The sequence below is a fragment of the Halomonas sp. Ps84H-12 genome (assembly GCF_024124725.1).
GTDB lineage: Bacteria > Pseudomonadota > Gammaproteobacteria > Pseudomonadales > Halomonadaceae > Vreelandella > Vreelandella aquamarina.
The window spans coordinates 100,556-113,733 of sequence record NZ_JAMXSJ010000003.1 but is presented as its reverse complement, the minus strand read 5'-3'; the positions used below and the strand labels follow the sequence as shown (position 1 = coordinate 113,733).

The window sequence follows — 13,178 nt, the reverse complement described above, 5'->3', positions numbered from 1 at the left end:
CTGACGGTTTTTAGCTGCCTGCCTCGGTAACTGGGGTAGGCACTAGCTGTTTATCTCGGCTTATCCAAATGGCCAGCAGAATGGCGGGTAAGCCGAGCACTGTGGCTACCACAAAGAAAGTGGCATAACCCTGAGCGCTTACCACAATCCCGCCAAACCCGCTCAGGAATTTCCCCGGTAGCGTCATCAGCGACGAAAACAGCGCGTACTGCGTGGCGGTATATGCCCGCGAGGTCAAGCTTGAAAGAAACGCGATAAACACCGCACTGGCCAGGCCGTTGGCTAGGTTATCGCCAATGATCGTGACTACCAGCATCGGCACCTGATTGCCGATTAGCGCAAGCACCGCAAACAGCAGGTTGGTGACCATCACCAGCCCCGCGCCGAAAATCAGCAGTGGGCCAATGCCGTAACGGGCCACCAGCAGCCCGCCTAGAATGCCTCCTGCAATGCTCATCGCAATCCCGAAAATATTGGTGACGTTGGCAATAGTCGCCAGTGAAAAGCCCAGGTCGATATAGAGCGGGTTGGCCATCGATGCCATGGCCAGGTCGCTGATACGGAACACGGCAATAAACACCAAAATACCCATCGCCTTCACCCCATAGCGGCGGAAGAAGTCGGTAAACGGGCAAACAATCGCGCCAATCACCCAAGCGCCCAAGCGGCGCAGCGTTTTGGGCTTTCCACGGCTGGCGCGAATAAAGGCGCGCACTTTGGGTTCATGGATTAGTTGCACGGTTAATGAAGCGCGCTTGGGTTCTGGGCGAATCAGTACGGTGATCACGCCAATGCTCACCAGGGCGGCCATGGTCAGGTAAGCCGCGTTCCACGATACCGCCGATGCCACATAAAGCGCACCGGCCCCTGCCGCTAGTAGCCCGCCGCGATAGCCAATAATGTAGGTGGAGGCCATGGCTGCTTGAACATCATCATCGGCGGATTCAATACGGTAAGCATCAATGGCGATATCTTGCGTGGCGGAGCCAAACGCCACCAATAGCGCAAAGGCGGCGACCCAGCCTAGGTTGTCGATTGGGTCTACTCCTGCGAGGCCAATGAGACCGGCGGCAATCATGCCCTGGGCCAACAGCATCCAGCCGCGTCGTTGTCCAAAGGCGCGGGTGAGCAGAGGCAGCGCGAGTCGGTCTACCACCGGTGCCCAGAAGAATTTGATGGAGTAGAGCATGCCGATCCAGGCAAAAAAACCGATGGCAGCTACTTCGACCCCGTCGCTACGTAGCCATGCGGAGAGCGTCGAAAACACCAGTAGAAAGGGCAGGCCAGCGGAAAAGCCTAAAAACAGCATGGTGATGACAGGCGCTTTGCAGTAAATACCAAGCGCCGCCAGCCAACTGCGCTGAGGAGTCGGGGTGGGCATGTAAGGGAGTACTCCAAAAAGAAACATCGGTGACGTGGGCCGCTCAAAAACCCGTCGATGTTAGACTATGGATAGGGTTCATGGTTGGCGTTCCATGACAAAGCCGACAGCTTACCGGAGAGGAGTTTTCCGTGTCGATTACCGCCCATCAGGTAGTGACTCTGCACTACGTGCTTAGCGATGTGCTCAGCGATGGCAGCCCCCGCGTGTTGGATGACTCCAACGCACGTCAGAAACCCCTGGAGTATCTTCACGGCCACGATAATATTTTGCCGGGCTTGGAGCGAGATTTAACCGGCAAAGCCGTAGGTGATGAACTAAGCGTCACGCTGGCTCCCGCTGATGCTTACGGCCTGCGTAACGAAGAGTTGGTGCAAGAGGTGAGTCGCGCGTCGTTTGGCGGTGCAGAGATTGAGCCAGGCAGCCGTTTTCAAACCGAAGGCGAGGCTGGCCCGCAGATCGTCACCGTGCTGAACATCGACGGCGATACCGTCACGGTGGATACCAACCACCCCTTGGCGGGCCATACGCTGCGCTATCAGGTGAAGATTCTAGACGTTCGCGATGCCACCCGTGCAGAGCTTGCTAAAGGCCATCCGCTGCCACCGGGCACCGAGCACAGCAAAGTAGAAGACCGTAAAGTGCTCTAAAAAAGCTGTTTTTATCGGGTGAAGCGCGTTAAAAACTGACCTGTATCAAGTTCCCGTTTACCCTTGCGGCCACCATTTTAAAAGCTTGACCCAGGTCAGTTTCCCCTTCTCTGAACGCAGTACGATGGCCCCATACATCACGGCGGGAGGGAAGCACCATGTACTGGGATGATGCGGTAATTTTCGGCCTAGTTACTGTCGCGCTAATGATCACCTTTATGGTTGGTTGGGTAGGCTTTGTGGTACGTGACCATTTGCGTAAGGATGAACGTAAGAAGCCTTAATTCAGCAGACTGTGTCAGTCGTCAGGGGAGGGGGCTTACGTTAATGTGTAAGCTTCCTGTTGCCGGCCCAAGGGGCCGGCTTTTTTGCGTCTTTTTTTTAAGTTGTATTAATAACCGTTGAAGCGCATTGGCAGTTATGCTTTGGTAAAGTGCCTATTTTAAGAAAAAGAGTAAACAATAGGGAAGTCAAGCGCCTACTATGGTGTCGCTTGGTCGGTGAAGCTAGAGTAATTTCAGAAACAGTGTTCGTTAACCTGTTAGCCTTATCGATCAGGAGACATGTGATGAGTGACTCTACCGACAACACTAAAGACCTTTTAAGCAAGCGCCGTTCACGCCGCCAAGTACTGGCTAGTCTGGGTTTAGGTGCAGCTGCCCTTTACGTTGCGCCTACCTTGTTATCAATGGGGCAGGCCGAAGCCCGCGAGCATCGTCATTCGCGCCCAAGTCGCTCACGGCCTAGCTATTCGCGTCCCAGCTATTCACGTCCCCATTATTCCCGGCCGCACTATTCGCGCCCCCGTTACTCCCGGCCTGATTATTCCAGAGCGCGCCATTCTCATCAGCATCATTCACGCCATGGCTATCCTGAGCGTTATTACTCTCGGCCCCAGCGCTCACGTTGGGAGCGCGACGGCGTCATTGAAATTCGCCTAAGCCGTGTGCTGCCGCGCTGGTAAGGGAGCGGCCATGCCGAGCCATCATCAAGATTATACGCTCGAAGGCGTTGGGCCTTGCCTTCGGTTAGTGAATGCCGACGAGTTGCTGCCCGTCCTAACAGCTGCCATGCCAGGCTGGCCCTTGACGCCTTGCGCCGCGCAAACCCAATCGCCGGAGGTCTGCGTATGGCGGCACCCGCAGGGGTATTGGCAAGAGGCGCCCGCGCTTCCAGAAGGGGCGCTGCTGGACAGCGCGGTAGGAACTGCCTGTAGCGTTATCGCGGATGCTGCCGGCGCGTATTTTTATCGTCACCCGGAGTTAGTGGGTTTGCACTGCGGATCAGTGGAAATCAATGGCCAGCTAGTGATTTTTCCCGATACATACCGGGCGGGCAAAAGCACCTTAACCGCCGCCTTTGCAGCGGCTGGGCAGCGTGTGTTTGGTGATGATGTGCTGGCGCTCAACAAGCAAGGGGTAGGGATTGCGCTGGGCGTGGCACCTCGCTTGCGGCTACCGCTTCCTGACGCGATGTCTCTGGAGTTTCGTCAGTTTGTACAAACGCACCTTGGCCCTCAGGATGCCCGCTATGGCTATCTTCGTTTGGACAATACGCAGTTAGCTAGCCACGGCCAGCGCTGCCCGCTGGGGGCGATATTACTGATTGACCGCGATGAATCGCTAAACGAGCCCCAGCTTACCCGCCTTCAGCCAGGCGATGGGTTATGGCAGCTGTTACAGCAAAATTTTGCCGAGCACGAATCTGACCAGGCGCTGATTGAGCGCTTCTTGCCACTGCTTGAGGGCTTGCCCTGTTTTCTGCTGCGCTATAGCGACGCCTTTGATGCAGCCCAGTGGCTTACGAAATGCTGGGGAAGTGGCACCCTAGAGAGCTTGGCACTGGCCAGCCAGCCCCGTTGCGATACTCCTGAAGTGATACCTGCCCTTGAGCCAACGGATGGGCGCCAGTGGCAGGCCAGTGAGGCAGCGTTTGAGTTTCCGCTAGGCGACGAGCTATTTGTGATTGCCGAGGAGGGCGGCGCGATTCATCGGCTGAACACCACTAGCCGGGCTGTGTGGGCGCTGTTGAATCACGAACCGCTGGATCTTGACTCCGTGAGTGACACGCTCACAGGCTTTTTTGCAGGCGCAAAATTTGAGCAGGTACGCCAAGACGTGGCGCAGCTACTCGCGCAGTTCTATCACGCTGGATTAATTAAAGACGTTAACGCTTAGCGCCAGTGATCTCGCCATGCTTTGAGTACTCGCTCCGGGTACCACGTCTTCCCCAGGCTGCCGTTATAGCGAGCGAGAGCGCGGGTAAAGTCACCCCGTTCGATGGCAAGGTAGTGGGCTAAAATCGTGCACCCATAGCGCAGGTTGCGGTTGGGTTCGGTAAGGTCGTCCATGGGCAGGCCAAGCTCAGCGACCCAAAACGGCATGATCTGCATGAGACCTACCGCGCCCGCCGAGGAGACCGCATCGGCATTAAAGGCGCTCTCGACCTGGATTAACGCCAGCACCAGCTCAGGCGGTAACCCGGCCAGCCGGGCCTCTTGGTAGAGTCGAGTGAGTAAGGTGTGGCGTTGTTCAGGCGAGGCGACAAAGCGGGAAAGTGGCGCATCCATACGGCTGCGCCACTGCTGTAACCGCCACTGAACGTAGGGCGTTTGTGGGTCGGCTGCTTCCAGCGTGGGGCGTAGGGCAGGCTCCGCTACGCTTGGCGCGGGGTAGGCAGCCACCATCAGGCTGCCCATTAGCACCCACTTCACGTACCGAGGCGACAAACGCCGCCAAGGAGTGCTCAGTGACATATACCTGCCGATTACTCTGCGCTAACAAGGCCCGCTTGTTCACGCAGGAAGTCGACAATCTTGTCGGCAGGAATCATAGTGGCTTCGCTATCGCGACGGCCTTTGTACTCCAGTTCGCCGTTGTCCAGGCCACGGTCGCCAATCACCAAACGGTGTGGGACGCCCATCAGTTCCAGGTCGGCAAACTTCACGCCGGGGCGCGTATCGCGGTCGTCCAGCAGCACGTCTAAACCAGCGGCGGTGAGCGTTTGGTAGAGGCGCTCGGACTCTTCACGCACGCGCTGTGACTTATGCGCGTTCATCGGTACTAGCGCGACCTGGAACGGCGCAATCGCATTGGGCCAGATAATGCCAGACTCATCGTGGTTCTGTTCAATGGCTGCTGCGACCACGCGGGTCACGCCAATGCCGTAGCAGCCCATCCACGGGTGGCTGGTTTTGCCGTTGTCGCCCAGCACGCTGGCATTCATCGCTTCGGAGTACTTCTGGCCAAGCTGGAACACGTGGCCGACTTCGATGCCGCGCTTGATCGAGAGCGTGCCTTGGCCATCGGGTGACGGGTCGCCCTCTACGACGTTACGCAGGTCAGCGACCTGAGGCAGGGCCGCATCACGCTCCCAGTTGATGCCGAAGTAGTGCTTGCCATCGACGTTGGCACCCGCGCCGAAGTCGCTCATTAAGGCAACGCTGCGGTCAATGATAATCGGCATTTCTAAACCGACCGGACCCAACGAGCCAGGGCCTGCACCCACGGCGGCACGAATTTCTTCTTCGCTGGCCATGGTCAGCGGGGCTTTTACCTGAGGCAGGTTTTCCGCTTTGACTTCGTTGAGTTCGTGGTCGCCGCGAACCAGCAGTGCAATGAGACCACCTTCCGCCGCGTGAACCATCAGCGTTTTGACGGTTTTCTCAATGGGCAGCTTGAACTGCTCTACCAGCGTGGCGATGGTTTTGGCATCCGGTGTATCAACCAAACGCATCTCTTCGCTAGGGGCGGCGCGCTCGACGTTGCTGCCCAGCGGTGCGGGCAGCGCTTCGGCTTTTTCGATGTTGGCAGCGTAATCAGATGCGTTGGAGAACACGATATCGTCTTCGCCGGAGTCGGCCAGCACGTGGAATTCATGAGAGCCCGTGCCGCCAATGGAGCCGTTGTCAGCAATCACTGGGCGGAAGTCGAGGCCCAGGCGCGTGAAAATACGCGTATAGGCGTCGTACATACCCTGGTAGGTCTCTTTGAGAGATTCCTCGTCCAGGTGGAAGGAGTAGGCATCCTTCATGATGAATTCACGAGAGCGCATCACGCCGAAACGCGGGCGAATTTCATCACGGAATTTGGTTTGAATCTGGTAGAAGTTCACCGGCAACTGCTTGTAGCTGGCGATCTCTTTGCGCACTAGGTCAGTGATGACTTCTTCATGAGTGGGGCCTACGCAGTAATCGCGCTCGTGGCGATCTTTCAAACGCAGCAATTCCGGGCCGTACTGTTCCCAGCGGCCAGACTCCTGCCATAGATCGGCGGGCTGAACGGCAGGCATCAATACTTCTTGGGCACCGGCCCGGTTCATCTCTTCACGCACGATGGCTTCCACTTTGCGCAGAGTGCGTAGCCCCAGGGGCAGCCAAGTGTACAGGCCCGAGGTGAGACGGCGGATCATCCCGGCGCGCAGCATTAACTGGTGGCTGATGACTTCAGCATCGGCCGGGGTTTCTTTTAATGTCGCAATCAATAATTGGCTGGCGCGCATGGGTGTGAGCATTCCTTGGTTAACAGCGGTGACGCTGAATGTTGTATCGAACGTAGCGCTTAATCGAGCGTTGAATCGCGCATTGTACGGCGAAGCGGGTAAGGCGGCAAAATCCTAATCGGCTCGGTGAGCGTGCGCGGTAGCGGAAGTGTGCTAGAATCGAGCGGCATTTGAGTCGATAGTCGTTGATTTGACCATAACAAGCAGCCATGCGTCGGCTATCGGGACGTTTAGTTTTCGAGGGAACCTCCATGCAGCAAGCAGTTCGCCGTTGGTTAACGGGGGCCGTTATAGGCGTCTCCATTGTGGCATTGAGCGGTTGCGGAACCATGTTTTACCCTGAGCGTAAGGGGCAGTTGAGCGGTGATGTTGACCCGGTGGTGGCGATTGCCAACGGTGTGGGTTTGCTGTTTTTCATTGTGCCTGGAGTAATTGCTTATGCCGTCGATTTTTCGAATGGCACCATCTATCTCCCTAGCGCGAGTAGCGCATCGGTAGATGTGCATCATTTAAACGACGCGATGGACATGGCCTCTTTGGAGAAACTGCTGTCAGAGAAAGCCGGTCAGCCCGTGAGCTTGGAGAACGAGCTGCTGGTGATCGAGGAGATGGACAGTTTGGATGAGGCTCTGGCCATGGTGAGGATGTCCGGCGTGTTGGATGAGGAGCGGCTGGCCACGATGTAGAGGGCTGGCATCTTTATCTGAACGGATGTCTTAAACGCCCCTGGCAGGTTAACCGGCCAGGGGCGTTTATGTATTGCCGCACCGCTTTTTAGGATGCTGCTTTCGCTGTGGTGATTTTCAATACCGCTAAGCCAGCCACCAAGCCCCAAAAGGCTCCTCCGATCCCCAGCAGCGTAATGCCCGAACCGGTCAGCAAAAACGTCACGATGGCCGCATCGCGCTGTTCGCTTTTTTCAAATGCGCCTGCTAAACCGCCGCTTAGCGTACCCAACAGCGCAATACCTGCCCCCGCAATGATCGTCGACAAACTAATATCGCGCCAAAGACTGGGCGCAGCGGAGTCGTGGCAGGTGGATGGCGCTTCCATGGGTGGCCTCTCCCAAGCTGTGATGGCAAAATGTGCGTTATAGCGCACGCCTTTCACGTTACCACTGTGCGTTATAACGCACAATAGGGGCAGCAGACTGTGTCACATATCCAAAGCGGTAGTCAGGAGAAGCCCATGGCCAGTGAGCCACACACCATTGCGCAACATATTGCGGGGACGGTGCGGCAACTGCGCAAAGAGCGTGGCTGGAGCCTGGATCGTGCTGCCGGTGAAACCGGGGTGAGCAAAGCCATGCTCGGCCAGATCGAACGGGGCGAGTCCAGTCCGACGGTCTCGACGCTCTGGAAGATTGCCAGCGGCTTTCGGGTGTCGTTTTCGACGCTGTTCGATAGCGACAAGCCCGCATTAGGGGAACTGCACCGGGATGGCTGGGAGTCGGTATGGGGCGACGACAGCGCCGGTATGCAGGCGCGGCTGCTGTTTCCTTACGACCCGCTGCTGGGCTTCGAGATGTTCATGATCGAGCTCGCACCGGGGGCGCTCAGTGAATCGTCGGCGCACGCTAGCGGGGTGGTGGAGCACATCGTGGTGGTGGAAGGAGAGATGGAGCTACGCATTGACGAGCGCTGGCAAACGCTGCGGGCAGGCGAGGGGCTGCGCTTTTTTGCTGACCGGCCCCACGCCATGCGCAATAACACCGCGACGCGATTACGCTTTCACGATGTGATTCACTACTTGCCCGGCGCGGCCTCTGGCACTTGAGCGCGCAGCCAGTTGAGCTCGTCGGCCCAGATCTCGGGTTCGATGGTCTCTAAAATCATCGGAATGCCGTGGATGCGCTCGTCTTGCATAATGGTGCTAAAGGCATCTAGCCCAATATTACCCTTACCCAGGCTGTGGTGGCGGTCAACGCGGCTGGCAAAGGCGCTTTTGGCATCGTTCAAGTGCATGCCGCGCAAGTACTCAAAACCTACGACCTTGCCAAGCTCATCCAGGGTGGCCTGTGTCGCGTCGCGGGTGCGGAGATCGTACCCGGCAGCGAAAGCGTGGCAGGTATCGATACACACGCCCACCCGGGATTTATCCTCCACCTGATCGATAATCTCGGCCAAGTGCTCAAAACGCCAGCCGAGGTTGGTGCCTTGGCCCGCGGTGTTTTCGATGACCGCGGTCACGCCCTGGGTGTCAGCCAGCGCTTCATTGATGGAGTCGGCAATGCGCGCCAGGCACTCGGCTTCGCTGATCTTGTTCAGGTGGCTGCCGGGATGGAAGTTGAGCAACGTCAGCCCTAGCTGCTCGCAGCGCTGCATCTCATCCAAAAACGCCGCGCGGGACTTGGCTAGCCCCTCGGCTTCTGGGTGACCCAGGTTAATCAGATAGCTGTCGTGGGGCAGAATCTGTTCAGGGCCAAAGCCGTGGGTTTTGCAGGCCTGCTTGAAGGCCGCAATGGCCTCGTCCGTTAGCGGTTTCCCCTTCCACTGACGCTGGTTTTTGGTGAACAGCGCAAACGCCGTTGCACCGATATCAACAGCACGAAGGACGGCCTGATCCGCGCCGCCCGCCGCGCTAACGTGCGCACCAAGATAGTTCATCGTTCTCCTTATTACGTTGTCCCAGTGACGTTGCCCTAGTGACGTTGCCTGAATGTAAACAGGTTAAATAGGTTAAGCGGGCTGGCCTGCGCGCTGGCGGTTGTCTAGGTAGCGTTTAAAGGCAGCAGGTTCATCGGTAATGGCGCTGGCAATGCCCCAGGCCCAGCGGCTATCAAACGCGCTGGGGTCGTTGGCGGTGTAGCAAAGAATTTGGTAACCGTCGCGGCACATGGCGGCGGCCTGGGTCTGTTTGAGCCGCGGCCAATGAGGGTGAATACTAAACGCCTCGACCGCTTCGCACTGTTCGCGCCAGTTTTTGGGCACACTGCCAAACAGCGCCCCTAACGCCAGGGCCTCTTTAGGGGCATGTTGGCGGCAGTGGGCTAAGGCGACGGGGTCGAACGACGAGATCACTAGCCGCTCAGGGGGGAGGGCGGCTAGAACAGCAGGCAAGACCACGTCCACCAAACGGATGGGGTCACGCCCTTTGTTGACCTTGATTTCTAAGTTAACGCCCATCTCCAGCTCGTTTAGCAGGGCGAGCATAGCCTCAAGGCTGGCCATCTTTTCCCCCGCAAAGCGGTCACCAAACCAACTGCCCACATCTAACTGCTGAGCCTGCTGCCATGTCAGGTTGGCGAGCTCACCACGGCCATCTGAGCAGCGGCGAACGTCGCCATCGTGCCAGATGACCGGTGTATCATCCTTCAGCAGCTGTACATCCAATTCCACCCAGGTTGCGCCTGCTTGGTGGGCGGCGCGTACGGCTGCCAGGGTGTTTTCGGGCGCGGCAGCGGAGTAGCCGCGGTGGGCGATGAGCGTGGGGACAGAAATTGCGGGATGGGTCATAGCCACTCCGTGTCGTGGTCGCCAATTGAGCGTCATGAAGCACAATGTTGCCAAGTTTAGCATGGGTGCATGACGACGACGTGTCGGCCTAGTGAGCTAATGGCTTGATTAATGACGCTCAACGCGGTTGGATAGCGCGCAGGGTATGTCCAATAATTAACAACAGGAGTGTCATTAATGTCTAAGCGTATCCAGTTTTCCAAGACCGGTGGTGCCGAGGTGTTGGAATGGGTGGAGGTCGAACCGGCTGCCCCCGCTGCTGGTGAAGTGCGTATCGCCAATAAAGCGGTGGGGCTTAACTTTATCGATATCTATTTCCGCACGGGATTATATCCCGCGCCTGCCATGCCGTCTGGGCTGGGAACGGAGGGCGCTGGCACGGTGGATGCCGTCGGCGAAGGTGTGACGCATCTCAAAGTCGGCGACCGGGTGGCTTACGCCCAAGGCCCGCTGGGTGCTTATGCGGAATTGCACACGCTGCCTGCGTCCAAAGTCGTCAAGCTACCGGATTTTATCGATTTTGAAACCGCTGCCGCTAGCCTGCTGAAAGGCTTAACGGTGCAGTATCTGCTGCGTCAAACCTATGAGCTTAAAGGCGGTGAGACCATTCTGTTCCACGCGGCGGCCGGGGGCGTTGGCTCTATTGCCTGCCAGTGGGCTAAAGCGCTGGGCGTGAAGCTGATTGGTACGGTGAGCTCTCAGGAAAAAGCTGACCTAGCCATGGCCAACGGTGCATGGGCGACCATCAACTACACCGAAGAGAACGTGGTAGAGCGGGTGCGCGAGCTGACCAACGGCGAGATGTGTGACGTAGTGTATGACTCGGTGGGTAAAGACACCTGGGAAATGTCGCTGGACTGCTTGAAGCCTCGTTCGCTGATGGTGAGTTTCGGCAACTCTTCTGGCCCTGTGGATGGCGTGAATATCGGTATTTTGAACCAAAAAGGCGCGCTGTTTGTGACTCGCCCAAGCCTGAACGGCTACGCCGACACCCGTGAGCGCCTAGAGATGATGTGCGACGAGTTTTTCGCCATGATTGAGAGCGGCAAAATCCACATCGACGTAGCCAACCGCTACCCGCTGCAAGACGCCGGTAAGGCTCAGGATGCACTACAGAGCCGTAAAACCACCGGTTCTACTATTTTATTGCCGTGATAATGGTACTAGAGATGATCGGAATCATCCCGTAGCGGGGGTCTTTCGCCATGGATGGCGAAAGTAGCGTCCATGGAAGGATTCACAGCGCCCCCGCCTAGGGTTGTTCCGGTCTGATGACATTACTAAGCGACTGTTTAGGCAATCTCTATATACGCTCCCAACTGACGCATTCGGCTCTCAAAGCGGGTCACGTTATCGACCAGCTGGTCGGGGCCGAATGCCACGCACTCCGCCAAAATCGCTTCGCTGAGCGTAATTGCCGCTAATATCGACGGGAAAAAGTGCGGCGTAGCGTTGGCAACGGTAAACGTTACGCTGGCCCCCGGCACCAGCGGCGAGCGCAGCGTGTCGGTAATTACAATCGCCTGCACGCCGTTGGCGCGAGTAATCTCCAGCGCCTTCACCGTCTCGGCGCAGTAGGGTTCAAAGCCAAACGCCACTACCACATCCTGCTCGTTGAACGGGGCCAACTCGGTGAGCAAGCCTCCCTCCTGTCCGCGAATGAGCGTCACTTCCGGCATCGCAATGCGCCCCACGTAGGCAAAGTGGTACGCGCAGGCGAAGGTGTCGCGAAACCCGACCACGGCGACTCGCCGCGCGGCCAAGATTCGCTCGGCGGCCTCTTTGACGCGCTTTTGGTTATCCGCCGTAAACAGCCTGCCAATATTATCGAAGGCAGCGTCGCCTACCTCCGCAAACAGCGCCGCTTCTGGGTTTCTGTGCTGCTGATTCAACTGGCTGGCGCGGCCGGATAGCTCCACCGGCGCTGCCTGTACCGCCGATTGAAACACCTCCCGAAACGGCTCGTAGCTCTCGAACCCAAGCCGCTTGGCTAGCCTGACCAGGGTGGAGGGAGTGACGGATGCTGCCTGAGCCGTTTTGCGGATCGACTGAAACGCCATCTCTGTAGGATGTTCCAGCACGTAGCTGGCGGCGCGCTTGAGCTGTGGGCTAAGCGCTGCATAGCTCTCGGCTAGCTGCTGGTGAATGCTGTCCAGGCTGGTGGCGTGAGTGGCGTTGTCTGGCATGGCACCCTCTCTATGAAAATAAAACATTTGTGCCAATGATAGATGTTTTTGCTACAGATGTATTGACGTTGTCCCGGCGACTACTCTATCGTTCAAAAAATACATACGTTTCTTTTTATTCAAAATAAAGAAACAAACGTTTCGTTAAGTTTTGACGACTGATCCGATGAGGTTAAAAAAAGCACCATGCCTGCTGACGCTACTGCGCTGCCCAATTATGAAACGCTGCTGGTCACTCTGGATGCCCGAGTATTGACCGTGCGACTGAATCGCCCGCAGCGCCTCAACGCCGTTGTTGAGGCGCTTTACCAAGAGCTGCTGGATGTGCTGCGAATAGCACAGCAGTCGCCTCAGGTCCGGGCGGTGGTGCTGACCGGTGAGGGGCGCGCGTTTTGTGTCGGTGCCGATATGAAGGCCCACGGCAGCGCTAAGCGTACCCTGTTTCAGCGCCGGGCGTATTTGCAGCTGGGCAACGACGTATGCGAAGCCATCACCAAACTCAGTAAGCCGGTGGTAGCAGCCGTGAACGGCTATGCGCTGGGGGCTGGTGCGGAGATGGCGGTCTCCTGCGATTTTATCGTGATGGCTGACGAGGCGCAGATTGGTTTTCCAGAAACCAGTATTGGTACTTGCGTGGGCGGCGGTGTTTCAAAATTGCTGCCTCAACTGGTGGGGCTCACCCAAGCCCGGCGCTTGCTCTATCTGGGTGACAAACTTCATGGGCCAGAAGCCGCCAGGATCGGCTTGGCGCTGGCCAGCTACCCCCAAGCGCAGCTGATGGCCGAAGCGCAAACACTCGCCGAGCGGCTTGCCAAGCAGGCGCCGGTCTCCATGGCGATGCTCAAACCGCTGGTCAATCGCAGCGCCCATACCAGCATGGAGAGCCAGCTGCAGCAGGAGCTGGACGCGGTGTTTACCTGCTCCACCACCGAGGACTGGCAAGAGGGGGTCGATGCCTTTGCCGAGCGGCGAGCGCCAAATTTTTTTGGCCAATGATCTCGGCCCT

General features: G+C 57.6%; 15 protein-coding genes. 8 read left to right on the top strand and 7 right to left on the bottom strand.

What is annotated here, in order from left to right; genetic code table 11:
* Positions 1-10: 10 nt before the first annotated feature.
* Complete coding sequence (locus tag NH344_RS02365) at positions 11-1,381, bottom strand: MFS transporter (protein WP_228219983.1); 1,371 nt, start codon at positions 1,379-1,381, stop codon at positions 11-13.
* A gap of 131 nt (positions 1,382-1,512) precedes the next feature.
* Between NH344_RS02365 and NH344_RS02360 the strand changes: the two genes are divergently transcribed.
* From NH344_RS02360 to NH344_RS02350, 4 genes are all read left to right on the top strand, one after another.
* Positions 1,513-2,031, top strand: coding sequence for a peptidylprolyl isomerase (locus NH344_RS02360; RefSeq protein WP_062374329.1), 519 nt, complete (start codon positions 1,513-1,515; stop codon positions 2,029-2,031).
* A gap of 158 nt (positions 2,032-2,189) precedes the next feature.
* On the top strand, positions 2,190-2,315 hold the full coding sequence (gene ccoM / locus NH344_RS18315) for a cytochrome c oxidase subunit CcoM (protein WP_279384657.1): 126 nt from the start codon (positions 2,190-2,192) through the stop codon (positions 2,313-2,315).
* Positions 2,316-2,599: 284 nt separating this feature from the next.
* Positions 2,600-2,995: a hypothetical protein gene (locus NH344_RS02355; protein ID WP_253027489.1), complete on the top strand. Its 396-nt coding sequence runs from the start codon at positions 2,600-2,602 to the stop codon at positions 2,993-2,995.
* Positions 2,996-3,005: 10 nt separating this feature from the next.
* Positions 3,006-4,208 carry a PqqD family protein gene (locus NH344_RS02350; protein WP_253027488.1) on the top strand — a complete coding sequence of 401 codons (1,203 nt, stop codon included), beginning with the start codon at positions 3,006-3,008 and terminating at the stop codon, positions 4,206-4,208.
* Here NH344_RS02350 and NH344_RS02345 read toward each other — a convergent pair.
* Together NH344_RS02345 and NH344_RS02340 are read right to left on the bottom strand one after the other, a co-directional pair.
* Positions 4,205-4,786 carry a transglycosylase SLT domain-containing protein gene (locus tag NH344_RS02345; protein WP_052509900.1) on the bottom strand — a complete coding sequence of 194 codons (582 nt, stop codon included), beginning with the start codon at positions 4,784-4,786 and terminating at the stop codon, positions 4,205-4,207. The two genes, NH344_RS02350 and NH344_RS02345, sit on opposite strands and share 4 nt — an antisense overlap.
* Before the next feature lie 11 nt (positions 4,787-4,797).
* Positions 4,798-6,531 (bottom strand): proline--tRNA ligase, encoded by a 1,734-nt coding sequence (locus tag NH344_RS02340; protein ID WP_044628047.1) that lies wholly within the window; start codon positions 6,529-6,531, stop codon positions 4,798-4,800.
* Positions 6,532-6,782: 251 nt separating this feature from the next.
* On the opposite strand from NH344_RS02340, the gene NH344_RS02335 reads away from it, so the two are divergent.
* Positions 6,783-7,217: a hypothetical protein gene (locus NH344_RS02335; RefSeq protein WP_044628046.1), complete on the top strand. Its 435-nt coding sequence runs from the start codon at positions 6,783-6,785 to the stop codon at positions 7,215-7,217.
* 88 nt (positions 7,218-7,305) lie between these two features.
* On the opposite strand, the gene NH344_RS02330 is transcribed toward NH344_RS02335, so the two are convergent.
* Positions 7,306-7,584, bottom strand: a complete 279-nt coding sequence (locus NH344_RS02330) for a benzoate/H(+) symporter BenE family transporter (protein WP_044628045.1) — start codon at positions 7,582-7,584, stop codon at positions 7,306-7,308.
* Between the two features lie 135 nt (positions 7,585-7,719).
* Here NH344_RS02330 and NH344_RS02325 point away from each other — a divergent pair, with 135 nt between their 5' ends.
* Positions 7,720-8,307 carry an XRE family transcriptional regulator gene (locus NH344_RS02325; RefSeq protein ID WP_044628044.1) on the top strand — a complete coding sequence of 196 codons (588 nt, stop codon included), beginning with the start codon at positions 7,720-7,722 and terminating at the stop codon, positions 8,305-8,307.
* Here NH344_RS02325 and nfo read toward each other — a convergent pair.
* Together nfo and NH344_RS02315 are read right to left on the bottom strand one after the other, a co-directional pair.
* Entirely contained in the window at positions 8,277-9,137 is an 861-nt protein-coding gene (gene nfo / locus NH344_RS02320; protein ID WP_044628043.1) for a deoxyribonuclease IV, read from the bottom strand. The two genes, NH344_RS02325 and nfo, sit on opposite strands and share 31 nt — an antisense overlap.
* A 72-nt stretch (positions 9,138-9,209) precedes the next feature.
* Positions 9,210-9,986 carry a glycerophosphodiester phosphodiesterase family protein gene (locus NH344_RS02315; RefSeq protein ID WP_044628042.1) on the bottom strand — a complete coding sequence of 259 codons (777 nt, stop codon included), beginning with the start codon at positions 9,984-9,986 and terminating at the stop codon, positions 9,210-9,212.
* 177 nt (positions 9,987-10,163) lie between these two features.
* On the opposite strand from NH344_RS02315, the gene NH344_RS02310 reads away from it, so the two are divergent.
* On the top strand, positions 10,164-11,141 hold the full coding sequence (locus tag NH344_RS02310) for an NADPH:quinone reductase (RefSeq protein WP_044628041.1): 978 nt from the start codon (positions 10,164-10,166) through the stop codon (positions 11,139-11,141).
* Between the two features lie 137 nt (positions 11,142-11,278).
* Here NH344_RS02310 and NH344_RS02305 read toward each other — a convergent pair whose 3' ends face one another.
* Positions 11,279-12,172, bottom strand: a complete 894-nt coding sequence (locus tag NH344_RS02305) for a MurR/RpiR family transcriptional regulator (protein WP_054641310.1) — start codon at positions 12,170-12,172, stop codon at positions 11,279-11,281.
* 186 nt (positions 12,173-12,358) lie between these two features.
* On the opposite strand from NH344_RS02305, the gene NH344_RS02300 reads away from it, so the two are divergent.
* Positions 12,359-13,168 (top strand): enoyl-CoA hydratase-related protein, encoded by an 810-nt coding sequence (locus tag NH344_RS02300; RefSeq protein ID WP_253027487.1) that lies wholly within the window; start codon positions 12,359-12,361, stop codon positions 13,166-13,168.
* Positions 13,169-13,178: the final 10 nt, after the last annotated feature.

What these genes read in the sequence shown, in the direction of transcription:
- NH344_RS02365 (WP_228219983.1), bottom strand. Translation starts at nt 1,381, where the DNA reads ATGCCCACCCCGACTCCTCAGCGCAGTTGGCTGGCGGCGCTTGGTATT.
- ccoM (WP_279384657.1), top strand. Translation starts at nt 2,190, where the DNA reads ATGTACTGGGATGATGCGGTAATTTTCGGCCTAGTTACTGTCGCGCTA.
- NH344_RS02355 (WP_253027489.1), top strand. Translation starts at nt 2,600, where the DNA reads ATGAGTGACTCTACCGACAACACTAAAGACCTTTTAAGCAAGCGCCGT.
- NH344_RS02350 (WP_253027488.1), top strand. Translation starts at nt 3,006, where the DNA reads ATGCCGAGCCATCATCAAGATTATACGCTCGAAGGCGTTGGGCCTTGC.
- NH344_RS02345 (WP_052509900.1), bottom strand. Translation starts at nt 4,786, where the DNA reads ATGTCACTGAGCACTCCTTGGCGGCGTTTGTCGCCTCGGTACGTGAAG.
- NH344_RS02340 (WP_044628047.1), bottom strand. Translation starts at nt 6,531, where the DNA reads ATGCGCGCCAGCCAATTATTGATTGCGACATTAAAAGAAACCCCGGCC.
- NH344_RS02335 (WP_044628046.1), top strand. Translation starts at nt 6,783, where the DNA reads ATGCAGCAAGCAGTTCGCCGTTGGTTAACGGGGGCCGTTATAGGCGTC.
- NH344_RS02330 (WP_044628045.1), bottom strand. Translation starts at nt 7,584, where the DNA reads ATGGAAGCGCCATCCACCTGCCACGACTCCGCTGCGCCCAGTCTTTGG.
- NH344_RS02325 (WP_044628044.1), top strand. Translation starts at nt 7,720, where the DNA reads ATGGCCAGTGAGCCACACACCATTGCGCAACATATTGCGGGGACGGTG.
- nfo (WP_044628043.1), bottom strand. Translation starts at nt 9,137, where the DNA reads ATGAACTATCTTGGTGCGCACGTTAGCGCGGCGGGCGGCGCGGATCAG.
- NH344_RS02315 (WP_044628042.1), bottom strand. Translation starts at nt 9,986, where the DNA reads ATGACCCATCCCGCAATTTCTGTCCCCACGCTCATCGCCCACCGCGGC.
- NH344_RS02310 (WP_044628041.1), top strand. Translation starts at nt 10,164, where the DNA reads ATGTCTAAGCGTATCCAGTTTTCCAAGACCGGTGGTGCCGAGGTGTTG.
- NH344_RS02305 (WP_054641310.1), bottom strand. Translation starts at nt 12,172, where the DNA reads ATGCCAGACAACGCCACTCACGCCACCAGCCTGGACAGCATTCACCAG.
- NH344_RS02300 (WP_253027487.1), top strand. Translation starts at nt 12,359, where the DNA reads ATGCCTGCTGACGCTACTGCGCTGCCCAATTATGAAACGCTGCTGGTC.